The sequence below is a fragment of the Enterobacter sp. TMH.L2 genome (assembly GCF_050847315.1).
Classification (GTDB): domain Bacteria; phylum Pseudomonadota; class Gammaproteobacteria; order Enterobacterales; family Enterobacteriaceae; genus Cedecea.
Window position 1 is genome coordinate 3,600,888 of the sequence record NZ_CP193791.1, and the last position, 24,843, is coordinate 3,625,730.

Consider the following 24,843-nt stretch of genomic DNA (forward strand, 5'->3'; position numbering starts at 1 on the left):
AAAAACCGGCCCGCTGGCCGGTTTTTTTATTTCTCAGGCAGGTAACCTTTGGCCTTCTGAAGGGCAATAAAAGCCTGCAGAGAACGATCGTGTCGCTCCTGAAACACATTTCCTGTTAAATGAATATCCCGGCAGCGATCCAGCCTGAAGCTACGATAATCATTCCGAGCCTCGCACCAGGCCACCAGCAGCCAGACCTCTCCCCAAAATGACAGCCCCAGAGGGTGAATATCCCGCTCCGTCAATTCCCCTTTTTCATCCTCATACAGCAAATGAACAACCTGGCATTTGTCGATGGCGGAATGAAACAGATCGAACCGGGCTTTCACCTGCGGAAACTTGTTAAAATTTGGCGAGATAATACGGCTGCGTTCGGCAACCCGACGCTTTTCCGGGGTGAGCACTGCGAGAAGCTTTTCATGCACGGACTCGGCAGATTTCGCCAGCGTTTCTCCGCTCCAGGTTTGCACCATTCTTAACGCCGCAATCACCGCCTCCACCTCTCCGGTCGTCAGCATCAGCGGTGGAAGATCGTACCCGGCCAGCAGGCGATAGCCGCAGCCAGCCTCCCCTTCTATCGGCACGCCGGAGAGGGAAAGATCCTGAATGTCGCGGTAGACAGTCCGCTCTGAGACTTCCAGCCGTTCGGCAAGCTGTGCAGCCGTCGTCAGGCGCCTGCCGCGTAGGATTTGCACTATCTGAAATAATCGATCGGCTCTTCGGCTCATGGATGTTCCGGAAAAAATAAGGCCTGCCCGAGCGGCAGGCTTTAGCGTCAGTATTGAGGCTTAAACAGGCTGATGCAACCCAACGCGATTGCCTTCGCTGTCGATCATTAACGCAATCGTGCCGATATCATAGGGCAGCACCTGAGGACCAAAGTCCAGCCGGCCTCCCGCCATCTCTACCTGCTGTAATGCTTTAACAATATCGGGCGTATAAAGATAAATCACCGCGCCAGTCGCAGAAGGCACAAACCGCTCCCCTTTCACTAAAGAACCACCGGTGGCCGGTTGGTTATACGAAAATACAGCATTCTCCACGCCGGCTATCGTTTCGCGACGAAATTCAGCGTTCAGTACTCGTTGGTAAAAAGCGACCGCTCGCGCCATATCGGTAACGGGGATCTCAAACCAGTTGATGAGTGTGCTCATTGTTTTTCTCCTGTGTTGTCAGTAACCACGAGTCTACTGGCCCCCTCCTGACACCATACTGTCAGGAGAAAAACACCAGGCGAAAAAAAACCGCAGCTCGAAGGCTGCGGTTTTATCAAACGCTTAACGCTATTACGGCAGAATGGACGGCTGATCCGCCCCTTCTTTCTCTACCTTTTGCTGCAGCATGTGCTCGCGCTTCATGCCCAGTTTCAACGCCAGCGCAGAGGCGACGTAGATAGAAGACACGGTACCGATGGTGACACCGATAAGCATCGTCAGGGAGAAGCCTTTCAGCAGCGCCCCACCGAACAGATACAGCATCAGGATAACCACTAAGGTGGTACCGGATGTGATCAAGGTCCTTTGCAGCGTCTGGGTCAGGGAGACGTTAAAGATCTCGTAAGGCGTCCCGCGGCGGATCTTGCGGAAGTTTTCACGAATACGGTCCGAAACCACGATGCTGTCGTTCAGCGAGTAGCCGATAACCGACATCAACGACGCGACGATGGTCAGGTCAATCTCAATGTGGAACAGCGACAGCACGCCCATGGTAATTACCACGTCGTGCGCCAGCTTGATAACCACACCGGCAGCCAGACGCCACTCGAAGCGGAACCCAACGTACACCAGAATCGACAACAGCGCGACGAGCAGCGCCATCGCACCGTTTTGAGCCAGATCCGCACCCACGCTTGGGCCGACAAACTCAATACGCTTCACTGCCGCATTCTGACTGGTCGCTTCGTTAATCACGCTCACAACCTTGCTGCCGAGCACCTGGCCGCCAGTTTCGCCTTTAGCAGGCGGCATGCGCACCATGATGTCACGGCTGCTGCCAAAGTTCTGCACCAGCGGCTCTTCAAAGCCCGCCTTCTGCAGCGCGGCGCGCATGGTGTCCAGCTCGGCTGGTTTTTCCAGCCCGATTTCGATAACCGTACCGCCGGTAAAGTCCAGGCCCCAGTTGAAGCCTTTCACGCCGATAATCGCGACGGAAAGGATCAGCAGGATGCCGGAGATGCCGAAGGCCCAGTTGTCCCAGCGCATAAAGTCATAGACTTTACGGCCGTGGTTCAATTGTTCAACAGTATATTCCTGTGCCACAACGCACTCCTTAGATAGACAGCTTGTTGATGCGTTTGCCGCCGTACAACAGGTTCACGATGGCACGGGTGCCGACGATTGCGGTAAACATCGAGGTCGCAACGCCAATACCGGTGGTAATAGCAAACCCTTTGATCGCCCCGGTGCCCACGGCATACAGGATGATAACTTTGATAAGCGTGGTGATGTTGGCATCGAAAATGGAGCTGAACGCGCCTTTGTAGCCTTCATCAATTGCCTGCTGTACCGAACGTCCGTTTCGCAGTTCTTCTTTGATACGTTCGTTAATCAGTACGTTGGCATCCACCGCTACCGCAAGGGTTAAGACGACACCCGCAATACCCGGCATGGTCAGCGTCGCCCCCGGCAGCAGGGACATGATCCCCACAATCAGCACCAGGTTAGCCAGCAGCGCAGAGGTCGCAATCAGGCCAAACTTCTTATAGAAGAAGAGCATGAAGATGATAGAGACCACCAGACCCGCCAGACACGCTTCCAGGCCCTGCTTGATGTTTTCCAGGCCCAGGGTTGGACCGATGGTACGTTCTTCAACAATCTGAATCGGCGCAATCAGCGCACCAGCACGCAGCAGCAGAGAAAGCTGGCGAGCTTCATTCGGGTTGCTGATCCCGGTGATGCGGAAGCTGTTACCCAGGCGAGACTGAATGTTCGCCACGTTGATAACTTCTTCTTCTTTCATCAGGACGGAACGGCCATTCGCGTCTTTCTTACCGCTGTCCTTGTACTCCACAAAGAGGGTTGCCATCGGCTTGCCGATGTTGTCTTTAGTGAAGTTAGACATGATGTTACCGCCAGCGCTGTCCAGGGAAATGTTTACCTGAGGCTGGTTGTATTCATCCATGCTGGACGTGGAGTCAGTGATGTGGTCCCCGGTCAGAATCACGCGCTTGTACAGCACAACCGGCTGACCTTCGCGAGTCTGCTTCACTTCGGAGTCACCCGGCACGCGGCCAGAGGCTGCCGCAGAGGCATCCACGTTGGTGTTCACCAGGCGGAATTCCAGCGTAGCGGTTGCACCCAGGATTTCTTTCGCACGTGCGGTGTCCTGAATACCCGGCAGCTCAACCACGATACGGTCAGCACCCTGACGCTGCACCAGTGGTTCGGCGACGCCAAGCTGGTTTACACGGTTACGCAGGATATTGATGTTCTGCTGGACCGCGTACTCACGCGCTTCGCTCAGGCGAGCATCGCTCATCACGGCACGCAGCGTATTGCTCCCCAGGTTGGAGAACACCAGATCGCGATGGCGGGAGGAGAGGTAATCTCTTGCTGAGTCGCGCGCGCTAGAATCACGGAAGACGATGTCTACGCCGTAATTGTCGGCTTTACGCACGTTGGTGTAAGCAATGCCCTTGTCACGCAGGTCGCTGCGCAGGCCATCGATATTTTGTTCCTGGAGCTTGCCCAGCGCTGTGTCCATATCGACTTCCATCAGGAAGTGGACGCCGCCGCGCAGGTCAAGGCCGAGCTTCATCGGGTTCGCACCGATAGTCGACATCCAGCGAGGGGTAGCAGGAGCAAGGTTAAGCGCCACGACATAGTTGTCGCCCATCACGCTCATCAGCGCTTCACGCGCACGGAGCTGGGTATCGGTAGAGTCGAAGCGAGCGAGAATAGCGCCCTCTTCCAGCGCCACAGACTTAGCGGTGATATTTTCTTGTTTTAAGGTGTTTTCGACCTGGATCAGCGTTTGTTCACTGGCGGCGGCACCGCGCACGCCAGTTAACTGAACTGCCGGATCCTCACCATACAGGTTGGGAAGCGCATACAGCAGGCCAATCGCCAGTACGGCGATCAGCATGATGTACTTCCACAAAGGATAACGGTTTAACACGTGTAGTTCCCTTAGGGAAAACGAAAATTACAGCGCCTTCATGGTGCCTTTCGGCAGAACGGCAGCTACGAAATCACGTTTGATAACCACTTCGGTGGTATCGTTCAGCGCGATAGCAACATAGCCAGTTTCAGCTACTTTGGTCACGCGGCCAACCAGGCCACCGTTGGTCAGCACTTCATCACCCTTGGAGATGGAGTCCATCAGTTTTTTATGCTCTTTGGTACGCTTTTGCTGCGGACGCAGGATCATAAAATAGAAAATCAGGCCAAACACCACCAGCATAAGAATCAAAGAGTACGGGCTACCCTGCGATGGAGCACCTGTTGCAGCTACCGCATCAGAAATGAAAAAGCTCATTAAAATTCCCTCATTATTAAATTAATCAACGTTCAAAGGTGGAACCGGCTTACCTGTCCGCTCGTAAAAATCCGTCACGAAGTGGTCTAATTTACCCTCTTCAATGGCCTGACGTAAACCAGCCATTAAACGCTGGTAATAGCGCAGGTTATGAATGGTATTAAGACGCGCGCCCAGTATTTCGTTGCAACGGTCAAGATGATGCAAGTAGGCACGTGAATAATTGCGACACGTATAGCAATCACACTCGGCATCGAGCGGGGCGGTGTCATCTTTATGCTTAGCATTGCGGATTTTCACTACGCCGTCCGTCACGAACAGGTGACCGTTACGCGCATTACGAGTTGGCATGACGCAGTCGAACATGTCGATACCGCGACGAACCCCTTCAACCAGGTCTTCCGGTTTACCTACGCCCATCAGGTAACGTGGTTTGTCGGCAGGGATTTGCGGGCAAACGTGCTCCAGAATACGGTGCATGTCTTCCTTCGGCTCGCCTACCGCCAGGCCGCCGACAGCGTAGCCATCAAAGCCAATCTCTACCAGACCTTTTACCGAGATATCTCGTAAATCTTCGTAAACACTGCCCTGGATAATGCCGAACAGCGCATTTTTATTTCCAAGGGAATCAAAGCGATCGCGGCTACGCTGCGCCCAACGCAGGGACATTTCCATGGAGCGTTTAGCGTAATCCCAGTCCGCCGGGTACGGCGTACATTCGTCGAAGATCATGACGATATCGGACCCCAGATCGTACTGAATTTCCATGGATTTTTCAGGATCGAGGAAAATAGGATCGCCGTTGATCGGGTTGCGGAAATGCACGCCCGCTTCGGTGATCTTACGGATATCGCCCAGGCTGAATACCTGGAAACCACCGGAGTCCGTCAGGATTGGGCCTTTCCACTGCATAAAATCATGCAGGTCGCCGTGCAGTTTCATGATTTCCTGGCCAGGACGCAGCCATAAATGGAAGGTATTGCCCAGGATAATCTGCGCGCCCGTGGCTTCAACTTCTTCCGGCGTCATCCCTTTTACGGTGCCGTAAGTACCCACCGGCATAAAGGCCGGGGTTTCGACGGTGCCACGTTCAAAGACCAGGCGACCGCGTCGTGCGCGTCCGTCGGTGGTATCTAATTCAAATTTCACATTTCCTCCAGCACCAGAGAAACAGTCTGGTGAGTCAATTAACGCCGTGGGCGGTGCTCACGGCGGAATAAGCGGGGGTGGGTTACCCTCACCCCGGCCCTCTCACTGGAAGGGAGAGGGAGAATACTTTCTCTGTTACCCAATACTCTCACGAGGGAGAGAGGATACATCCCTTATTATCCCCTTTCCCCGCGGGGAGAGGGCCAGGGTGAGGGGCAATCACGCCCCCGGGCGTTCGTTTATCGCCTGCGGATTACAGGTAATGAACATCGCATCGCCGTAGCTAAAGAAGCGATATTCCGCTTTCACCGCCTCGTGGTAAGCGTGCATTGTGTTTTTATAACCGGCAAACGCGGAGACCAGCATAATCAGCGTAGACTCCGGCAGGTGGAAGTTCGTCACCAGCGCGTCGATCACTTTGTACTGATAGCCCGGATAGATAAAGATTTGGGTATCGCCGAAGAACGGCTCGATCAGGTCGTTCTGCGCAGCCTGAGCGGCGCTTTCCAGGGAGCGTACCGACGTAGTTCCGACCGCAATAACGCGATTGCCACGCGCTTTACAGGCCAGCACTGCGTCCACAACGTCCTGAGGCACTTCGGCATACTCAGAGTGCATGATGTGGTCTTCGATGCTGTCCACGCGCACCGGCTGGAACGTCCCCGCCCCGACGTGCAGCGTGACGAACGCCATATCGACACCTTTATTGCGCAGTTTTTCCAGCAGCGGCTCGTCAAAGTGCAGACCTGCTGTCGGCGCAGCAACCGCCCCCGGCTTCTGGCTATAAACCGTTTGATAAAGCTCGCGGTCGGCTTCTTCATCCGGGCGGTCGATGTACGGTGGCAGCGGCATATGGCCGATGTTATTTAAGATATCCAGTACGGCGCGCTCGTCGTTAAACTCGACCTCAAACAGCGCATCGTGGCGCGCAACCATGGTGGCGTGTACGCTTTCATCATCGCCCAACAGCAGCTCGGCGCCGGGTTTTGGCGCTTTAGAGGCGCGAATATGTGCCAGAATGCGTTTATCATCCAGCATACGCTCGACCAGTACTTCAATTTTCCCGCCGCTGGCTTTACGGCCAAACAGGCGAGCCGGGATTACGCGGGTGTTATTGAACACCAGCAGGTCGCCGGGGTTGAGCTTGTCGAGCAAATCGGTGAAAGTGCCATGCGCCAATGCGCCCGTCGGCCCGTCAAGTGACAGCAAGCGGCAGCTGCTGCGCTCGGCTTGCGGATAATGAGCAATCAGGGATTCAGGCAGTTCAAAGGAAAAATCAGCAACGCGCATGGTATAGCACTCAGACTTAAAAACAGGCGGCTTAGTCTAGTGGCAGGGGGCTTTCCCTGCAACACGTTTACCCTGCTCAGGCCGTTTTAACGCCATAAATGGAATAACTATTCGATGAATTTTCTCGCCCACCTGCATTTGGCACATCTGGCCCAAAGTTCACTGCTGGGAAATTTGCTGGCGGATTTCGTGCGCGGCAGCCCGGACGACAGCTTTTCGCCCGAGGTCGTGGCCGGCATTTATATGCACCGCAGAGTCGATGTCCTGACGGACGGACTGCCGGAGGTGGCTCTAGCGCGCGGCTGGTTCAGCCCAGAGACGCGGCGAGTGTCGCCGATTTCTCTGGATGTCATGTGGGACCACTTCCTGTCGCGCCACTGGCATAAAGTCTGCCCGGATATCGGGCTCGAGGATTTTATCGCCTATGCTCGCGGGCAGATTGTGCCCAAGCTTAACGACACGCCGCCGCGCTTCATTAACCTTAATAACTATTTATGGCGTGAACGCTGGCTGGAGCGTTATCAGGATATGGATTTTATTGCTAACGTTCTCAATGGGATGGCAAGCCGTAGACCAAAACTTGATGCCCTGCGAGCCTCCTGGCACGATCTCGACGCCCATTATGACCAGTTGGAGGAGTTGTTCTGGCAGTTCTACCCACGCATGATGGTGATGGCGGAACAAAAAAGTTTGTGATCGTTCCCGGTTCACGTTAGAACAACTTGCCCTTTTCGAAAAAAGGGCTATCTTGGTTATCGGCATCAAGATATGCGTCTTTTTGATAGCCAAAACCTATCTGATTGATTGGCAAGATGCCATTGAGCTACATGGAATGGAGCCCCTATACTCCCCCCGTTGCGTTAACATTCACTTTAACAAAATTAACAGGAGTACATATGGTCCTGGTTACTCGTCCAGCCCCTGACTTTACCGCTGCTGCCGTTCTGGGCAATGGCGAAATCGTTGAAAACTTCAACTTCAAAAAACACACCAACGGTAAAGCAACCGTTGTGTTCTTCTGGCCGATGGACTTCACCTTCGTTTGCCCGTCTGAACTGATCGCGTTCGACAAGCGTTACGAAGAATTCCAGAAACGTGGCGTAGAAGTCGTTGGTGTATCTTTTGACTCCGAGTTCGTTCACAACGCATGGCGTAAAACCCCGGTTGATAAAGGCGGCATCGGCGAAGTGAAATACGCGATGGTTGCTGATATCAAACGTGAAATCCAGCAAGCCTACGGCATCGAACACCCGGAAGCGGGCGTTGCGCTGCGCGGTTCCTTCCTGATCGACAAAGCCGGTATCGTTCGCCACCAGGTTGTGAACGATCTGCCGCTGGGTCGTAACATCGACGAAATGCTGCGTATGGTTGACGCGCTGCAGTTCCACGAAGAGCACGGCGAAGTGTGCCCGGCTCAGTGGGAAAAAGGGAAAGAAGGCATGAACGCGTCTCCGGACGGCGTTGCTAAGTACCTGAGCGAGAACATTGCTAAGCTGTAATGGCTAAGCAAGTTCGAAGAAAAGGCCGCGATTGCGGCCTTTTTTGTTTTTGTCAGAAGGCGAAGCAGGAACAGCCCATCACGCCCCAGAACGCCGTCTCATCGCCGACGGGAATCGAGGAATTAAGCGCCACATCATGCTGATGCCCGTGGACGTTACAGCTCCCGCAGCACTGATGCACCGATGCCATCATCCCCACTTTTGCCGCCGCTGGTGGCGCGGAGCGGTAATGCCCCGGCACGTTCACCACAGGCGACCAGTCAGGCACAACGGGAATGGCTGGCGGTGCCAGAGGCGTAAAGGCTCCGGTGGCATAAACCACTTTTCCATCCACCACGGTCATCACCGATTCAATACCCTTGATAGCCTCTTCCGCCACGCTGAAGTAGTCCTGAGACAGCACAACCAGGTCAGCCAGTTGCCCCGCCTGAATCCGCCCTTTCTTGCCCTGCTCGTTAGAGAACCAGGCGCTGCCTGCGGTCCATAGCTCAAGGGCGACATCGCGGGACATACGGTTATTCTCGTCGTACATCTGCATACCGCCCACAGTGCGCCCGGACACCAGCCAGTAAAGCGCCGTCCACGGGTTGTAGCTCGCCACGCGCGTGGCGTCGGTGCCTAACCCCACGGGCACACCTGCGGCTAGCATTTTCGCCACCGGCGGCGTTTGTTTCACCGCCTCAATCCCGTAGCGCTCCGCATAGTATTCGCCCTGGAAAGCCATGCGGTGCTGAACCGCAATCCCACCGCCCAGCGCCTTAACCCGGTCGATATTGCGTTCGGTAATCGTCTCTGCGTGGTCAAACAGCCAGTGCAGACCGTTGAACGGAATATCGCGATTGACCTTTTCGAACACGTCCAGCATGCGGCTGATGGACTCGTTGTAGGTGGCATGCAGCCGGAACGGCCAGCGGTGTTCAACCAGATGGCGCACCACACGCTCCAGCTCCTGTTCCATGCCGTCCGGCAAATCCGGGCGTGGCTGCAGGAAGTCTTCAAAGTCTGCCGCCGAGAACACCAGCATTTCACCGGCCCCGTTGGCGCGGTAGAAGTCGGTGCCCTGCCCCGGCGTCAACATGTCGGTCCATTTTTCAAAATCTTCCAGCTCATGCTGAGGGCGCTGGGTAAACAGGTTATAGGCAATGCGCACCGTCATCTGCTTTTTACTGTGCAGCTCGTCGATAACCTGGTAATCCTCAGGGTAGTTCTGGAAACCACCGCCCGCGTCAATCGCGCTGGTCACGCCCAGGCGGTTCAGCTCCCGCATAAACTGCCGCGTTGAGTTCACCTGCATCTCCAGCGGCAGTTTCGGCCCTTTTGCCAACGTGGAATAAAGGATCATCGCGTTAGGCTTCGCCACCAGCATTCCGGTCGGATTCCCGTTGCCGTCACGGACAATCTCGCCACCCGGCGGGTTTGGCGTCTCTTTGGTATAGCCCACCGCTTTCAGCGCGGCGCGGTTGAGCAAAGCTCTGTCGTACAGATGCAGAACGAATACCGGCGTATCGGGCGCGGCCTCGTTAAGTTCTTCGATGGTAGGCATGCGGCGTTCGGCAAACTGGAACTCTGTCCAGCCCCCCACCACGCGTACCCACTGCGGAGACGGCGTGCGCAGCGCCTGTTCTTTTAGCATGCGCAGGGCATCGGCCAGCGAAGGCACGCCTTCCCAGCGCAGCTCAAGGTTGTAGTTCAGCCCGCCGCGAATCAGGTGCAGGTGCGAATCGTTCAGGCCGGGGATCACCGTGTGGCCTTTCAAATCGACGACCTGGCTACCTTCTCCGGCAAAGCTCATCGCATAGGCGGTGCTGCCCGCTGCCAGAATTTTACCGTCTTTAATCGCTACCGCTTCTGCAAGCGGATTCTCTTTATCCAGCGTGTGAAACTGGCCATGAGTTAAAATCAGTGAGGCATGTTGAGACATAATCAGGGACTCCTGAGAAATCATGCTTTTTTTAGCCAACCGGCAAACAGCTTCGTCACCATCGGCATCCAGAGCCAGACCACCAGCGCTACCACGCAGGCATCGTTAAGCAAGTGCCCGGGAAGCGTGCCGCGTAAACCTGGGAACAACATGCCCGTCACCCACGGCACAAGGTTGGTACTGGGGAAGATTACCAGCAGCGTGATCAGGAACTGCTTCCACTGCGGCGGGCGTTTCACCGTCGCACTTTCCGGGGTAAACCAGAAGGCCGTTTCGGTGTGCACCTGCACTTTGTCGTCATCGGCAAGAGAGGATTTGATCTCTGCCACAAGGCGATGGCGTTCAGGGGAGTCAGTCCAGGCATTGAGATGCTCGAGCGTGTCGAAGCGAATCACCACGTTATAGGTGTCGTTCCCGGCCGTGGGGCGAATCACATGCACCCCAAGGTGACCGGGGAAACGAGCGGCGGTCGGCATGATCTTTTCCAGCCATTGTTCGTAGCGAGCGGCCTCGCCTGGCCGGATTGCGTGGGTGATCACCAGCGTAACGGTATTGTTGTCGGCCATGCCGCAATTCCTGAGTCAGAATAGGGAGGAAAAACGGAGCGGCGAACCCGCCCCGAGTGTGATCCATCAGGCTTTACGTTCCGGCGCGCCGTGAACCATCGTATAAGCGTAGTCGACGCCCATGCCGTAAGCCCCGCTGTGCTCACGAACCAGGTTCATCACCGCGTCATAAGTTTCTTTGCGTGACCAGTCGCGCTGGTACTCCAGCAGAACCTGCTGCCAGGTCACCGGCACGGCACCGGCCTGCACCATCCGGTCAATGGAGCGTTCGTGGGCATCCACAGAAGTCCCGCCGGAAGTATCGGTCACCACATACACTTCAAAGCCTTCTTCCAGCGCCATCAGCGCCGGGAAGGTCAGGCACACTTCGGTCCACAGCGCTGAAATAATCAGTTTTTTACGGCCCGTCGCCTTCACCGCCTCAACAAAGGCTTTATCTTCCCAGGAGTTCATGGAAGTGCGCTCAATGGGCTTAATGTCAGGATGAACGGCTAATAATTCAGGCCAGATATAGCCGCTGAAGCTTTTGGTTTCGACGGAGGTATAAATCGTCGGCACCTTAAATATTTTGCCCGCCTTTGCCAGCGCCACGGTGTTATTTTTCAGGGTCTGGCGATCGATATTCGCCACGCCGAAAGCCATTTGCGGCTGGTGATCGATAAAAATAAGGGCGGAGTTAGTTGGGTCAATCAGTTCACGAATAGACATTTTATTCCCTCAGCTATCAATGAGTTATTAAGGTATCCATCTCTGGATGACGCCTTTATTTTCTGCATACAGCCGCAGGGTTGATAGCCGGAATTTTCTAACGTCTTATTTAATTTTTTGGTGATAGACTTTTGCAAGGCCAAAGCCCGAACGGATTATCACTATGCGTGTAAATTTAGATGTGCTGCTCATTCTTGATGCCTTAGATAAGCACGGCAGTTTTGCCGCCGCCGCTGAATCGCTGTTTAAAACGCCTGCGGCGCTGAGTTATATGGTGCAGAAGCTAGAAAACGATCTGAATATTAAACTGCTGGATCGCTCAGGCCATCGGGCAAAATTTACCGACACCGGCAGGATTGTGCTGGAAAAAGGGCGGATGGTGCTCAGCGCCGCGAAGGATCTGGAAAGCCAGGCTTTGCGCTCCACCTCCGGCTGGGAAAAAACGCTTACCATTGCGCTGGACGGTTCATTTCCCTTCCACCTGCTGCTGCCGCTGATGGAGGAGTTCTACGCCCTCGACCAGCAAACCACGCTTAATTTTACCCACCATACGCTGGCAGGAGCCTGGGAAGAACTGACCCACAACGGCGCGAACATTATTCTCGGCGCCATTAACGAGCCGCCGACGTCATCCGAATACGCCTACAAGATGCTGGGCACGCTGGACAACGTGTTTGTCGTCTCCCCCAAGCACGCGCTGGCAAAAGCGGAACATGTGCTTTCCAGCGACGAAGTTTGCCGCCATCGTGCGGCCATCATTGGCGATACGGCACGTTACTGCCAGCCAATCAACACCAATTACATTGAAGAGCAAGAACGCGTGGTGGTGTTCGACTTCCCTAGCAAGGTCGCTATTTTAGTCTCGGGCCTGGCCTGCGGATTTTTACCCCGCCACATCGCCCAGCCACTCCTGAACAGCGGCAAATTAATTGAAAAACCGGTTGTATCGTTCCGTCAGACGGACGTGACCTACATCGGCTGGCATAACCGGGGTGAAGGCCTGGCCGCACGCTGGTGGCGAGAAAAGATCATTGAAGGGGATTTGGTCAACGCCCTTTATCAGCCCCCGGCGGAGAGCTAAACCTCTCCCCGCCGGGTCATCGACCTAAAGACTGCGCCAGACCGCGGCGCTGACGGCAGGCAAGTTCAGCTCGCGGTTATTGAGCGCCGCCTCGCCTTCGATCTGCGTCAAGGCTCTGCCGCTCAGCAAGGCATCCCACGGGAGCGTGGCCTGAACCTCGCTGCCGCGATTGATGGCCACCAGAACACGTTCGTTTTGATAAGCACGCACGAACACTACGACGTCCTGCTCAGCGTAGATGACCCGGCAACCACCGTGACGAAGCGCCCGGCTTTGCTTGCGCAGCTTGCCGAGCCGCTGATAAAGCGCCAGCAGATCTAAATCCTGATCCTGTTTCTGCCACGGGAAAGGCTTGCGGCAGAAAGGATCGTTGTTGCCATCCAGCCCCACCTCATCGCCGTAATAGATACAGGGCACGCCGGGCCAGGCGTACAGCCAGATGACAGCCAGCGGCAAGCGGGCAACATCTTTACCAAGAATCGACTTAAAACGGGCGGTATCGTGGCTGTCGAGCTGGTTAAACATGCGCAGCTGCTGCTGATGGGAAAGTGCCGAGCGGTACTCTTCCATCCATGCTATACAGGTTTGGGCGTCAATATCCTGCGGCTCGTAAGAGATATCGGTGTTTGCCAAAAATCCCCACAGCGGGAAAGTAAAACCGCGATAATTCATGGCGGCATCTTCGGCATCGGCCTGCAGCCACTGCCGGGCATCGCCAAAGTGCTCGCCGAGGACGTAAGCATTCTGTTTGGTTTCTTTTGCCGCCTGGGTAATGCCGCTGACGTGCAGAAGATTATTTTTCGCCCCGCCTTCCTCTCCCAGCATATGCACTACGTCCAGCCGCCAGCCGTCAATGCCCCAGGGCTCCCGCAGCCAGTGCCGCACAATGCTTTGCTCGCCGCGATAGATCTCATCCACCAGCGTGGCCGAGCGATAATCCAGCTTAGGCAGGCTGGAATAGCCCAACCAGTCCAGCGCCAACCCTTCGTCAGAAAAGCTGTACCAGTCGCGCCACGGAGACTGTGGGTGATGGCAGGCGCCATTCTCACCGTTCTGATGCCTGTCAAACCAGCCGTGCGTATCGCCGCTGTGGTTAAAAACGCCGTCCAGCATCAGCTTCATCCCCTGCCGGCGCGTATTTTCCCTCAGCCGCAGGAAAGCGGCATTACCGCCAAACTGCTCGTCTACCTGCCGGTAATCCTGAGTGTCGTACTTATGCACGCTGGGCGCGGTAAAAATAGGGTTCAGATAAAGTGCCGTCACGCCGAGCTTTTTCAGGTACGGCAGCTTTTCACTGATCCCGTCCAGATCGCCGCCGTAAAACGTCGATCCTCCGGCTTCCCCGGTTAAAGGCTCATGCCACTCCCGGCGGACGATATCCCGCCCGGCCGCATGATGAAAATAAACGTTATCCTGCACCGGCTGGCGATTAGCCCCGCGCGCAAAACGATCCGGGAAGATCTGATAGAACACCTGGTCCTGCACCCAATCCGGGCCGTCATCCGGCGTATCAAAAGCGAACTGTTCCAGCCGGGCCGGCGGCGTTGTCTGGAAGCCCTGAGGTGTGTACCAGCGCTGCCTGTCCTGCCAGAGTAGCTTAAAGCTGTAGCGACGGCGCGGCTGCCCTTCGGCGGTATCGAGGGTGACTTTCCAGGCGACAACGCCCTCAAGGGGAGCCTGTTTCTGGCGCACCATGCCCAGAGAAATCTCTTCGTTATCTTTTTCGCCGCGCAGAATCACTTTTTCCGGCAAGTCATCCCCCGCCAGCCACAGGGTAATGACAAGACTGCGTTCCCGCGTCTGGATAAACGGCGCCACCGGCAGGTGCCAGGCATTCAACATAGTAACTTTCCCATCGCTTAAAAATGACGCCACCTTGCCACAGCATAAGGCTTTATCACTCATCATTCCGGGTTAATTTAGGGGAGGACAGGAGGGGTGGAGACGGGAGAAATTATTCCCCTCACCCCGGCCCTCTCCCCAAAGGGGCGAGGGGGAAAAACGAATGAGGAGAACGCTATTTATCCCCTCTCCCTGCCAGGGAGAGGGTCAGGGTGAGGGTAAAACCAGATACCGCGTTCTAACCGAATCAGCCACTACACTGGCAACGACTGCGCCTTAACCCGGCGCTTAACAACCCAGCCAATAAGCAGCAGCGCAATCCAGCCGCAGCCCACGTACAGCGAAATACGGGTATCCGGGTGGTAACCAATCAGCCCGATAATAAACACCAGGAACACCAGGCCCACGACGGTCGTCGCTACGCCACCGGGGATCGGGAATTTCAGCGCTTTCGCCTCTTCCGGCGACAGGCGGCGGCGGAAGGCAATCTGCGACAGCAGGATCATTATCCAGACCCAAACGGTGGCGAACGTTGCCAGCGACGCAATCACCAGGAAGACGTTTTCCGGCATGATGTAGTTCAGGTAAACCGCCAGCAGCAGCGCGCAGGCCATCACCACAACTGTGACCCACGGAATACCGTTGCGGGAAGTCCTGGCGAAGATTTTAGGCGCGCTACCCTGCTCGGCCATGCCGTGCAGCATGCGGCCCACGCCAAACACATCGCTGTTAATCGCCGAGAGCGAAGCCGTGATAACCACAAAGTTCAGAATACCGGCTGCAGCGGTAATGCCCATATGCTGGAAGGTCATCACAAACGGACTGCCTTCGGTGCCCACCTGGTTCCAGGGATAAATGGACATGATGACGAACAGCGTCCCCACGTAGAACACCAGAATACGCAGCGGCACGGAGTTTATTGCGCGCGGAATGGATTTTTGCGGATCTTTCGCTTCGCCTGCGGTGATGCCGATAATCTCAATCCCGCCGTAGGCAAACATCACCATCTGCAGAGACATGATCATGCCCAGCCAGCCGTTGCTGAAGAAGCCACCGTTGCTCCACAGGTTGTGGATACCGGTCGCCTGGCCGCCGTTGCCAATCCCCCACACGATAATGCCGATCCCGGCAATAATCATGATGATGATGGTGGCTACTTTGAAGAATGAGAACCAGAACTCCAGCTCGCCGAACACCTTCACGCTCATCAGGTTGATGGCGCAGATAATCAGCACCACGCTCAGCACCCAGACCCAGTGCGGCACCGCCGGGAACCAGATACCCATGTAGATCCCGAACGCGGTCACGTCGGCGATGGCAACAATCAAAATCTCAAAGCAGTAGGTCCAGCCGGTAATATAGCCAGCCAGCGGCCCAAGGTTGTCCTGAGCATAGCGAGAAAACGAGCTGGCAGCGGGATTGTGCACCGACATTTCGCCCAGCGCGCGCATAATAATATAGGCCGCCACGCCGCCGATGATATACGCCAGCAGAACGCTCGGCCCCGCCATTTTGATGGCGTCCGCCGAACCGTAAAACAGCCCTGTGCCAATCGCCGACCCCAGCGCCATAAATCGAATGTGCCGGGTGCTCAAACCGCGCTTGAGCTTGTTGGTGTTTTCCATGAATCCAGGTTCCACGCTTTACAATAAAAAAACCACGGAGGACGACTCCGTGGTTACTTAGCAATCAAAAAATTAGTGGGCGGCGGAGGTGACCTGACGCCCCGCTGCTTTGTCCCAGATAGCGGTGATCACCACCATCGCAACGGTCGGCAGCAGCCAGGCAAGTCCCTGATCCGCCAGCGGCAATTTCGCCGCCCAGCCAGGCAGCATGTCGCTGATGGCCGATGCCTTAATGCCGTCAATCATACCAAACAGCAGGCTTATCAGCATCGCCGGGGCAATAACGCGGGTGGAGTTGTTCCACCACGGACGGGTGAAGCTCAACACCACCAGGGCAATACAAGGTGGATAGATTGCCGTCAGTACCGGGATCGAAATCTGAATCAGGTGGCTCAGGCCCAGGTTAGATACCACCATCGAGAACAGGCCGAGGATAAACACCAGCGAGCGGTAAGAGAGCGGCAGATACTGGCTAAAGAACTCCGCGCAGGCACAGGTCAGGCCCACGGCGGTAACCAGACAAGCCAGGAAGATCAGCGCCGCCAGGAAGAAGCTACCGGCCCCGCCAAAGGTATGCGCCACATAAGCGTGCAGAATAGCCGCGCCGTTGGCTTTCTGATCGACCAGGTTCGCGCTATCGGAACCGAGGTGGAACAGTGCCAGGTAGATAACCGTCAGGCCGATACCGGCAATCAGGCCAGCCCAAATCGTGTAGCGGGTCAGCAGGCGAGATTCGGTCACACCGCGAGAGCGCGCGGCATTCACGATAACAATCCCGAACACCAGCGAAGCCAGCGTGTCCATCGTCAGGTAGCCGTTCACGAAGCCGTTAGAAAACGCCGCGTTCTGGTAGGCTTCAGTCGCCGTGCTCAGGCCACCGGCTGGCCACAGCACCGCCCCGGCCGCCAGGATCAGCAGCGCGATGATTTTCACCGGCGCCAGCACGTGGCCCACGGTGTCCAGCAGCTTACCCGGATAAAGAGAAATCCCGATCACCAGCGCAAAGTACACCAGGCTGTAAATAAACAGCGGCATATCGCCCATACCGGTCAGCGGAGCAATTCCCACTTCAAAGGAAACGGTGGTGGTACGCGGCGTGGCAAACAGCGGCCCTACGGCCAGGTAGCAGACGGTCGCCAGCAAAATACCGGCGCGGCGGCCAATCGGCGAGCTAAGGCTGTCAATACCGCCGCCGACGCGGGCAATCGCCACGATAGTCAGAACGGGTAAACCTACCGCCGTGACCAGGAAGCCAAGCGCCGCCGTCCAGACGTGCTCGCCAGCCTGTAAGCCAACCATAGGAGGGAAAATAATGTTGCCCGCGCCGACAAACAGCGCAAAGGTCATAAAGCCCAGAGCGATGATGTCACGAGATTTCAAATGATAGGTCATAAAATAAAGCAGCCTGTGGATGTGTGGTGTTGAAAATGCTCAAATTTTTAAACCGACGTTCAGTCCAAATAACGTTCGGTAAAAACGCGGTTATTACCGGTAACGACAGCGGAATATGCTTCTCCGGATCGGTGGCGAAGAATAGTTAGTCGAATTACCACGCAATTTCAGTCGGTCTGGTAATAACAGGGGGGCAATTAAAACGCTTATAGCGTTTGAAGACAAGAAGGGATCGGGAAACCAGAAATATATCCTTTAAAAATACGCATAACCAGTGAATAAAGTTGATTATACGCTTTTGTTATGGCTTATCATGCGGACAAAAAAGCATCAATTCGATATTCATCGCTTAACGAGTGGTGAAAATACAAACAAAAAGGCCAGAAAACTGGCCTGTGGAAAGTGTACTTGACGGTTGCGGTGAATTAATGTGCAGCCACCGCTGACTCAGGAGCGATTAAGCGCTCGGGCAGGATGAACGAAAACGTCGAACCCTGCCCCGGTACGCTTTCGATATCCAGCCGCGCATCATGATGGCTAAGGGCATGCTTCACGATGGCCAGCCCAAGCCCGCTGCCTCCGGTCTGCCGGGAACGCGCTTTGTCTACTCGGTAGAAACGCTCCGTCAGGCGCGGAATGTGCTCGGCGGAGATCCCCGGCCCGGTATCCTTCACGCTGAACGCTACGCCGTGAGGCAGCCTGCGCCAGGTGACGGTGATGTGCGTCCCGGCAGGCGTGTGATTCACCGCGTTATACACCAGGTTAGAGATCGCGCTGCGCAGCTGCTCTTCGTTACCGTAAACCTGCAGCCCTGGCTCAACGTTAAAAGTGAGCGTTTGCTTCTGCTGGCTCAACGTCTGCGCCTCTCGTTCCACCACGCGCAGCATCAGCGGCACGTCGATTTTCTCATTCATCGACAGCGTGGGCGCGGCTTCTATGCGCGACAGCGTTAACAATTGCCTCACCAGCCCTTCCATGCGTGAAGTTTGCTCGCGCATGGTATGCAGGGCTTTATCCCGCAACGGCCCTTCCAAAGCCTGATCCTGCATCATCTCCAGGTAACCCTGTAACACGGTCAGCGGCGTGCGCAGCTCATGGCTAACGTTGGCAAAGAAATTGCGGCGAGCGCCTTCAAGCTGGTGCATCTGCGTGACGTCTCGCGCCACCATCAGCCACTGCCCGTCGGCGTAGGGCATCACGCGGAACTCAAGATGACGGCCATTGTTGAGTATCAGCGTCAGCGGGCGACCAAACTGCTGCTTCGCCACGTATTGCGAGAATTCAGGGTAACGCAGCAGGTTGAGGATATTTTGGCCGCTGTCGTCAGGCCAGCGCAGGCCAAGCAGCTGTTGCGCCAGGCCGTTACACCAAAAAATGGTGCCTTCTTCGGTGGTCAGCACCACCGCATCGGGCAGCGATTCGGCTCCGCTTCGGAAGCGTTTGATCAGGTTGCCCAACTCTTTGCGGCGCTTTTTATTACGCAGCTGCATCTGGTGCAGCCCGTACAGCAGAGGTTCCCAGCTTCCCCGCCCGGGCGGCGGGGTCATGCTGCGGTCAACCCACAGCCACCAGGAAAGACGAAGTAAATTCCAGAAATGCCAGCTTAACAGGGCGGTCACCGCCGCCAGTAAAAACCACGGCAGGTGGCCAAAAATCAATCCGAGAATTGCCGCTGGCATACAACAGAGCACCAGCTCCAGTACCAGCCTTTTCCATGACAGCCGTTCCAGCACGCGTCACGCTCCTGTCAGCATATTAAAAACGGGTTGAAAAACGATAACCCGTGCCGCGAACTGTTTGCACCATTTTGTCATGACCACTTGTTTCCAACGCTTTACGCAGGCGACGAATATGCACGTCTACGGTACGGTCTTCAACGTAAACGTTCGTTCCCCACACGTTATTGAGCAGCTGTTCACGGCTGTAAACGCGCTCCGGGTGGGTCATAAAGAAGTGTAACAGCTTAAATTCAGTTGGCCCCATGTCGAGCGGATCTTCGCCGGTCATCACGCGGTGTGAGGACGGGTCCAGGCTCAGCCCCTGCATCTCAATCACTTCTTCCACCGCCATCGGGGAAATACGGCGCATCACCGCTTTAATACGCGCCACCAGCTCTTTAGGCGAGAACGGCTTAGTGATGTAATCATCGGCACCGACTTCAAGGCCACGCACGCGATCTTCTTCTTCGCCACGCGCGGTCAGCATCATCACCGGGATTTCGCGGGTCAGCGCTTCACGCTTCAGGTGCTTGATAAACTGGATCCCGGAACCGCCTGGCAGCATCCAGTCCAGCAGGATCAGGTCGGGGAAAGGTTCAATCAGCAGGTTAACCGCGCTGTCATAATCTTCCGCCTCTACCGACTGGAAGCCATTTTGCTCGAGCACAAAGCTCACCATTTCACGAATCGGAGCTTCATCTTCTACGACTAAAATGCGTCTCGCCATGATTTACCCTGTTGAAAAGAGACCATCTCTTATTAATTGTGCGCCAGTATGCGTCAGATTTGTGACAGATTTATGAAAAAGATGACGGCAAGATATTTCACCTTTTTGAATTATGACAGCCATGGATTTTTACTGGCGGTTACGCTGCCAGCTCAATAGCTTATAATCGGTAATTCGCCTCTTTGCCATGGGACAGGTTATGCGCATTCTCCACACATCAGACTGGCACCTCGGCCAAAACTTCTATACCAAAAGCCGGGTTTCTGAACATCAGGCCTTTCTCGACTGGCTATTAAACGCCGCGGTCGAGCATCAGGTGGATGCGATCCTCGTCGCGGGAGATATCTTTGATACCGGCTCGCCGCCGAGCTACGCCCGTGAAATGTATAACCGTTTTGTCGTGCAGCTGCAGGGCACCGGCTGCCAGCTCGTGGTGCTGGCGGGGAATCACGATTCCGTAGCTACCCTGAATGAATCCCGGGAGCTGCTGGCCTGCCTGAACACCCGCGTCATTGCCAGCGCCCGCCATAACAAAGACGAACAGGCGCTGCTGCTCAATCAAAAAGACGGCACGCCGGGGGCGATTCTCTGCCCAATTCCTTTCCTGCGTCCTCGCGACATTCAAAGCAGCCAGGCGGGGCTGTCCGGCCATGAAAAACAGCGCTCTTTAATGGAAGCCATCAGCGAACATTACCAGCAATGTTATGCCGCCGCCGTGGCGCTTCGCGGTGACCAGCCGCTGCCGATAATTGCCACCGGGCACCTGACCACGGTAGGCGTCACGAAATCCGATGCGGTGCGTGACATTTATATTGGCACGCTGGATGCCTTCCCGGCGCAGCACTTCCCGCCCGCCGACTACATTGCGCTCGGGCACATTCATCGCGCGCAAAAAATTGGCGGCACGGAGCATATTCGCTACAGCGGCTCGCCGATTCCGCTGAGCTTCGACGAAACCGGCAAAGCAAAAACCGTTTTTCTGGTGACATTCAGCGGCGGAGCGCTAACCAGCGTCGAGCCTCTGGAAGTCCCCATCAGCCAGCCGCTGGCCATCGTGAAAGGGTCGCTGAGTGAAATCGAGCGGCAGCTAGAGCAGTGGCGAAACGCGCCTGCTGAACCCAAAGTCTGGCTGGATATCGAAATCGCCACCGACGAATATCTGCACGACATGCAGCGCCAGGTGCAGGCGCTCACAGACGATTTGCCGGTTGAAGTCGTTCTGCTGCGCCGCAGCCGCGAACAGCGCGAGCGGGTGATTGCCAGCCAGCATAAAGAGACGCTGAGCGAGTTAAGCGTTGAAGAAGTTTTTGAGCGGCGACTGAGTCAGGAAGAAACCAGCGAGGAGCGCGCCGCCAGGCTAAGAACGCTGTTTGCCCAAACCCTTTCAGATTTGCACCAGCGGGAGGAACAGGCATGAAGATCCTCAGCCTGCGGTTAAAAAACATTAACTCCCTGAAAGGCGAGTGGAAAATTGATTTCACCCAGGAGCCTTTCGCCAGCAACGGGCTGTTTGCCATCACCGGCCCCACGGGCGCGGGCAAAACCACCCTGCTGGATGCCATTTGCCTGGCGCTGTACCACAAGACACCGCGCCTCAGCACCGTGTCGCAGTCGCAAAATGACTTGATGACCCGCGACACCGCAGAATGCCTGGCCGAAGTCGAGTTTGAGGTAAAAGGTACGGGCTATCGCGCCTTCTGGAGCCAGAACCGCGCCCGCAACGCGGCAAACGGCAACCTTCAGGCGCCGCGCGTGGAGCTGGCTCAAATCAGCGACGGCAAAATCCTGGCGGATAAAATCAAAGACAAGCTGGAGATTATCGCCGCGCTCACCGGGCTGGACTACGACCGTTTCACCCGCTCAATGATGCTCTCCCAGGGGCAGTTCGCCGCCTTTTTAAACGCCGATGCCAACGACCGCGCCTCGCTGCTTGAAGAGCTGACCGGCACGGAGATTTACGGCACCGTTTCCGCCGCGGTGTTTGAAAATCATAAGCAAATCAAAAGCCGCCTTGAAAACCTGCTGGCTCAGGCTTCCGGCGTCGCGCTACTAACTGCTGAGCAGCAACAGCAGCTTACCGAGAGTTTGCAGGCGCTCACTCTGGAAGAGAAAAAGCTTTCCGTGGAGCACCAACAGCAGCAGCAGCACCAGCAATGGCTCGCTCAGCTAACCCGGCTTTCTGCCGACAAAGTCCAAAAGCAGCAGGCGCTGGGCACAGCCAGTCAGGCGGTCAAAGACGCAGAGCCCATGCTGGCGAAACTGACCCGAGCTTTGCCCGCCGAAAAACTTCGCCCTGACTGGCAGCGGCTGCAGGAAAAGCAGCAGTCGCTGAAGCAAAACAGCGAGGCGGCGGAGAAAGTGAATACCCGCTTACAGCAGCTTTCCGTCCGCCGGCAGCAAACCCGAATGCTGGCCGCCGAACAGGCTCAGCGGCTGAAGAGAGAAGCTCAGCAGGTCGAAGACTGGCTCGCGGCGAATGACCGTTATCGACTTTGGTCTGCCGAACTGACGGGCTGGCGCATGGCATTCACGCAGCAGCAGCGCGACGAAAAACAGCTTACCGAGCTAAAGCAGGCGCTCGAGGCCAGTCGGCAAAAGCTGCAGGTGCTGCCGGAGCCAAAGCTTAGCCTTTCTCCTGATGAAGTGAGCGCTCATTTACAGCGGATGCTGGCAACCCGGCCTGCCCGCCAGCTGTTGGCTACTTTGCAGCCGCAGTTTGCCACGCTGGAGAAACGCAAAACCGAGCAACGGCGCGAGCTTGCCGAGCTGGAGAAACAGATTGCCGAGCGAGACGTTGACCTGGGGCAAAAGCGCCAGCAGTACAAAGACAAACGCCAGCACGAAGCGGATCTGGAAAAAGTCGTCGAACAGGAAAAGCGCATCCAAAGCCTTGAAGCCGAGCGCGCACGCCTGCAGCCTGACTCGCCGTGTCCGCTTTGCGGCTCAACCCAACACCCGGCTGTAGAGGCGTATAAGGCTCTCGAACCTGGGGAGAACCAACAGCGCCTGGCCGCCCTTAAGCAAGAAGTGGCTAAACTCGCAGAGCTTGGCTTTGCCCTTAAAGGTCAGCTTGATACCCAGCGCCAGCAGCGCGAAAAACTGGCGCAGGCCAGCACCGCCATTGAGGCAGAAAAAACTGTACTGTCAGCCCGCTGGCAGCAGCAGTGTGCGGAACTTGCCATCGCTTTAACGCCTCAGGACGATCTCAGCGCCTGGCTTGACGATCAGGAACAGCGCGAGCTGCAGCTGCGCCAGCTTGGCGAGCGGCAGGCGCTGGAGGCGCAATATCAACGCGACAGCCAGCAGCATGAAAAACTGAAAGCAGACTACCTGGCACAGCGCGCGTCGCTGCAAGCGGGGCTGGAGCAGGCCGGTCTCCAGCATCCTGAGCCTGGCGAAGAGCAAACCTGGCTGGAGGCTCGCCAAAGGGAATCTCAGCAATGGCAGCACCAGCAGGACAAACTGCCGCAGCTTCGCCAGCAGCTCTCCGCTCTCGACATGTTGCTCTCAACCCTTGCGGACGATGGCTCCGCCCCGCAGCCGCTGGATGAACACGAGCACCAGGCGGCGCTGCAAAACTGGCAAACGCTGCATAACGATTGCAACCTGCTGGAAGGGCAGCGCCAGTCCCTGCAACAGCAGCTGAAGCAAAGCGAAGAAGAAACCACGGAGGCGCAGACACAGTTCAGGAATGCGCTTTCGGCCAGCCAGTTCAGCGACGAAGCCGATTTCCGCCGCGCTCTGCTGGAAGAGACCGAGCGCCTTGAGCTGGAACAGCGTAAACAGCTTCTGGAGCGCCAGCATCAGCAGCAAGTCACTCTGCTGGAACAGGCGGAAAGTGCGTTGACTCAACACTTATCGGCGCGGCCAGACAATCTGCACGAAGAAACAGATCCTGGCGCACTGGAGGCGCAAATCTCGGCGCTTGCCCTCCAGCTGCGTGAGAATGCTTCACAACAGGGTCAAATTACCCAGCAGCTGCGGCACGACGAGGAAAACCGGGTTCGCCAGCAAACGCTGATGCAGGAAATAAAAGCCTGTGAAGCACAGGCGGAAGACTGGGGCTACCTCAACGCGCTTATCGGCTCCAAAGAAGGGGATAAATTCCGCAAATTTGCACAAGGTCTGACGCTGGATAACCTCGTCTGGCTGGCAAACAATCAGCTCAATCGCCTGCACGGGCGCTACTTGCTACAGCGTAAAGACAGCGAAGCGCTTGAATTACAGGTGGTCGATACCTGGCAGGCCGATGCGGTACGTGACACCCGCACGCTTTCCGGCGGCGAAAGCTTCCTGGTAAGCCTGGCGCTGGCGCTGGCGTTATCCGACCTGGTCAGCCATAAAACCCGGATTGATTCCCTGTTCCTGGATGAAGGTTTTGGCACCCTGGACGCGCAGACGCTGGATACCGCACTCGACGCGCTGGATACGCTCAACGCCAGCGGCAAAACCATCGGCGTGATCAGTCACGTTGAGGCGATGAAGGAGCGGATCCCGGTGCAGATTAAGGTGAAGAAGATTAACGGGTTAGGTGTCAGCCGGCTGGATAAGGCTTTCGCGGTGGAGTGATCCTTGCCAGGCTCTCACCAAAGGGAACGCTCTTTAAGTCACAAGTACGCTTATGAAGGAACGGTTAAGGTTCCGTTCACTTCCAGTTCGGTTTCATATGTCACCACCGCATCGGTGAACGTCTCAGGGGAATCACCGTCATTCCCCTGAGAACCCGGACTCCCGGCGAAATAAATCGACCGCTGAAGCGGCAGACCTCCGTTTTATCTCCCAGTCCTGGGCCGGCTGAGATGCGTTCCCGACGCTCTCAGCCTCCGGCCGTTCCCGACGTCCGGACCCT

Annotated in this window: 20 protein-coding genes; 5 read left to right on the top strand and 15 right to left on the bottom strand. The window is 56.1% G+C overall.

Translation table 11 applies throughout. From position 1 onward, the window contains the following. Positions 1-26: 26 nt before the first annotated feature. The 7 genes from ACREYP_RS17360 to queA all read right to left on the bottom strand — a co-directional run bounded on the left by ACREYP_RS17360 (position 27) and on the right by queA (position 6,915). The gene (locus tag ACREYP_RS17360; protein ID WP_034807592.1) at positions 27-728 is read right to left on the bottom strand and encodes a helix-turn-helix transcriptional regulator; all 702 of its coding nucleotides are present in this window, start codon (positions 726-728) and stop codon (positions 27-29) included. Positions 729-788: 60 nt separating this feature from the next. Next, positions 789-1,154, bottom strand: coding sequence for a VOC family protein (locus ACREYP_RS17365; RefSeq protein WP_166994395.1), 366 nt, complete (start codon positions 1,152-1,154; stop codon positions 789-791). A 132-nt stretch (positions 1,155-1,286) separates the two neighbouring features. Continuing rightward, a complete protein-coding gene (gene secF, locus ACREYP_RS17370; protein ID WP_008454542.1) occupies positions 1,287-2,258 on the bottom strand; it encodes a protein translocase subunit SecF in 972 nt (323 codons plus the stop codon). 10 nt (positions 2,259-2,268) lie between these two features. Continuing rightward, positions 2,269-4,116, bottom strand: coding sequence for a protein translocase subunit SecD (secD, locus tag ACREYP_RS17375; RefSeq protein ID WP_336818504.1), 1,848 nt, complete (start codon positions 4,114-4,116; stop codon positions 2,269-2,271). A gap of 27 nt (positions 4,117-4,143) precedes the next feature. Further along, the gene (yajC, locus tag ACREYP_RS17380; protein WP_166866388.1) at positions 4,144-4,476 is read right to left on the bottom strand and encodes a preprotein translocase subunit YajC; all 333 of its coding nucleotides are present in this window, start codon (positions 4,474-4,476) and stop codon (positions 4,144-4,146) included. A 21-nt stretch (positions 4,477-4,497) separates the two neighbouring features. Next, positions 4,498-5,625 (bottom strand): tRNA guanosine(34) transglycosylase Tgt, encoded by a 1,128-nt coding sequence (gene tgt, locus ACREYP_RS17385; RefSeq protein WP_039290735.1) that lies wholly within the window; start codon positions 5,623-5,625, stop codon positions 4,498-4,500. A gap of 219 nt (positions 5,626-5,844) precedes the next feature. Next, positions 5,845-6,915 (bottom strand): tRNA preQ1(34) S-adenosylmethionine ribosyltransferase-isomerase QueA, encoded by a 1,071-nt coding sequence (queA, locus tag ACREYP_RS17390; RefSeq protein WP_008454534.1) that lies wholly within the window; start codon positions 6,913-6,915, stop codon positions 5,845-5,847. A 114-nt stretch (positions 6,916-7,029) separates the two neighbouring features. Between queA and acpH the strand changes: the two genes are divergently transcribed. Both acpH and ACREYP_RS17400 read left to right on the top strand, forming a co-directional pair. After that, complete coding sequence (acpH, locus tag ACREYP_RS17395; protein ID WP_008454532.1) at positions 7,030-7,611, top strand: ACP phosphodiesterase; 582 nt, start codon at positions 7,030-7,032, stop codon at positions 7,609-7,611. A 200-nt stretch (positions 7,612-7,811) separates the two neighbouring features. Beyond that, positions 7,812-8,414 (top strand): peroxiredoxin C, encoded by a 603-nt coding sequence (locus tag ACREYP_RS17400; protein ID WP_336818503.1) that lies wholly within the window; start codon positions 7,812-7,814, stop codon positions 8,412-8,414. A 52-nt stretch (positions 8,415-8,466) separates the two neighbouring features. On the opposite strand, the gene ACREYP_RS17405 is transcribed toward ACREYP_RS17400, so the two are convergent. The 3 genes from ACREYP_RS17405 to ACREYP_RS17415 all read right to left on the bottom strand — a co-directional run bounded on the left by ACREYP_RS17405 (position 8,467) and on the right by ACREYP_RS17415 (position 11,609). Next, positions 8,467-10,335, bottom strand: coding sequence for an amidohydrolase (locus tag ACREYP_RS17405; RefSeq protein WP_336818502.1), 1,869 nt, complete (start codon positions 10,333-10,335; stop codon positions 8,467-8,469). Between the two features lie 20 nt (positions 10,336-10,355). After that, entirely contained in the window at positions 10,356-10,901 is a 546-nt protein-coding gene (locus ACREYP_RS17410) for an antibiotic biosynthesis monooxygenase (RefSeq protein ID WP_336818501.1), read from the bottom strand. Positions 10,902-10,967: 66 nt separating this feature from the next. Continuing rightward, a complete protein-coding gene (locus ACREYP_RS17415) occupies positions 10,968-11,609 on the bottom strand; it encodes a hydrolase (protein WP_336818500.1) in 642 nt (213 codons plus the stop codon). 163 nt (positions 11,610-11,772) lie between these two features. Between ACREYP_RS17415 and ACREYP_RS17420 the strand changes: the two genes are divergently transcribed. Continuing rightward, complete coding sequence (locus tag ACREYP_RS17420; protein ID WP_336983005.1) at positions 11,773-12,690, top strand: LysR family transcriptional regulator; 918 nt, start codon at positions 11,773-11,775, stop codon at positions 12,688-12,690. A gap of 24 nt (positions 12,691-12,714) precedes the next feature. Here the strand turns inward: ACREYP_RS17420 and malZ are convergent, their stop codons facing one another. The 5 genes from malZ to phoB form a co-directional block, all read right to left on the bottom strand. Further along, on the bottom strand, positions 12,715-14,532 hold the full coding sequence (malZ, locus tag ACREYP_RS17425) for a maltodextrin glucosidase (protein WP_336818498.1): 1,818 nt from the start codon (positions 14,530-14,532) through the stop codon (positions 12,715-12,717). A gap of 254 nt (positions 14,533-14,786) precedes the next feature. Next, positions 14,787-16,157 carry a proline-specific permease ProY gene (gene proY, locus ACREYP_RS17430; RefSeq protein ID WP_166994385.1) on the bottom strand — a complete coding sequence of 457 codons (1,371 nt, stop codon included), beginning with the start codon at positions 16,155-16,157 and terminating at the stop codon, positions 14,787-14,789. 72 nt (positions 16,158-16,229) lie between these two features. Further along, on the bottom strand, positions 16,230-17,549 hold the full coding sequence (gene brnQ, locus ACREYP_RS17435; protein WP_008454510.1) for a branched-chain amino acid transporter carrier protein BrnQ: 1,320 nt from the start codon (positions 17,547-17,549) through the stop codon (positions 16,230-16,232). 425 nt (positions 17,550-17,974) lie between these two features. Further along, complete coding sequence (gene phoR / locus ACREYP_RS17440; protein WP_008454508.1) at positions 17,975-19,282, bottom strand: phosphate regulon sensor histidine kinase PhoR; 1,308 nt, start codon at positions 19,280-19,282, stop codon at positions 17,975-17,977. Between the two features lie 22 nt (positions 19,283-19,304). After that, complete coding sequence (gene phoB, locus ACREYP_RS17445) at positions 19,305-19,994, bottom strand: phosphate response regulator transcription factor PhoB (RefSeq protein WP_008454506.1); 690 nt, start codon at positions 19,992-19,994, stop codon at positions 19,305-19,307. Between the two features lie 199 nt (positions 19,995-20,193). On the opposite strand from phoB, the gene sbcD reads away from it, so the two are divergent. Both sbcD and sbcC read left to right on the top strand, forming a co-directional pair. Then, entirely contained in the window at positions 20,194-21,411 is a 1,218-nt protein-coding gene (gene sbcD, locus ACREYP_RS17450; protein ID WP_008454503.1) for an exonuclease subunit SbcD, read from the top strand. Further along, positions 21,408-24,563, top strand: coding sequence for an exonuclease subunit SbcC (gene sbcC, locus ACREYP_RS17455; RefSeq protein ID WP_336818497.1), 3,156 nt, complete (start codon positions 21,408-21,410; stop codon positions 24,561-24,563). The genes sbcD and sbcC overlap by 4 nt, the downstream gene beginning before the upstream one ends. Positions 24,564-24,843: the final 280 nt, after the last annotated feature.

Excerpts from the sequence above, each read along its gene's own strand:
- ACREYP_RS17360 (WP_034807592.1), bottom strand. The coding sequence starts at position 728 with ATGAGCCGAAGAGCCGATCGATTATTTCAGATAGTGCAAATCCTACGC.
- ACREYP_RS17365 (WP_166994395.1), bottom strand. The coding sequence starts at position 1,154 with ATGAGCACACTCATCAACTGGTTTGAGATCCCCGTTACCGATATGGCG.
- yajC (WP_166866388.1), bottom strand. The coding sequence starts at position 4,476 with ATGAGCTTTTTCATTTCTGATGCGGTAGCTGCAACAGGTGCTCCATCG.
- queA (WP_008454534.1), bottom strand. The coding sequence starts at position 6,915 with ATGCGCGTTGCTGATTTTTCCTTTGAACTGCCTGAATCCCTGATTGCT.
- acpH (WP_008454532.1), top strand. The coding sequence starts at position 7,030 with ATGAATTTTCTCGCCCACCTGCATTTGGCACATCTGGCCCAAAGTTCA.
- ACREYP_RS17400 (WP_336818503.1), top strand. The coding sequence starts at position 7,812 with ATGGTCCTGGTTACTCGTCCAGCCCCTGACTTTACCGCTGCTGCCGTT.
- ACREYP_RS17405 (WP_336818502.1), bottom strand. The coding sequence starts at position 10,335 with ATGTCTCAACATGCCTCACTGATTTTAACTCATGGCCAGTTTCACACG.
- ACREYP_RS17410 (WP_336818501.1), bottom strand. The coding sequence starts at position 10,901 with ATGGCCGACAACAATACCGTTACGCTGGTGATCACCCACGCAATCCGG.
- ACREYP_RS17415 (WP_336818500.1), bottom strand. The coding sequence starts at position 11,609 with ATGTCTATTCGTGAACTGATTGACCCAACTAACTCCGCCCTTATTTTT.
- ACREYP_RS17420 (WP_336983005.1), top strand. The coding sequence starts at position 11,773 with ATGCGTGTAAATTTAGATGTGCTGCTCATTCTTGATGCCTTAGATAAG.
- malZ (WP_336818498.1), bottom strand. The coding sequence starts at position 14,532 with ATGTTGAATGCCTGGCACCTGCCGGTGGCGCCGTTTATCCAGACGCGG.
- proY (WP_166994385.1), bottom strand. The coding sequence starts at position 16,157 with ATGGAAAACACCAACAAGCTCAAGCGCGGTTTGAGCACCCGGCACATT.
- brnQ (WP_008454510.1), bottom strand. The coding sequence starts at position 17,549 with ATGACCTATCATTTGAAATCTCGTGACATCATCGCTCTGGGCTTTATG.
- phoB (WP_008454506.1), bottom strand. The coding sequence starts at position 19,994 with ATGGCGAGACGCATTTTAGTCGTAGAAGATGAAGCTCCGATTCGTGAA.
- sbcD (WP_008454503.1), top strand. The coding sequence starts at position 20,194 with ATGCGCATTCTCCACACATCAGACTGGCACCTCGGCCAAAACTTCTAT.
- sbcC (WP_336818497.1), top strand. The coding sequence starts at position 21,408 with ATGAAGATCCTCAGCCTGCGGTTAAAAAACATTAACTCCCTGAAAGGC.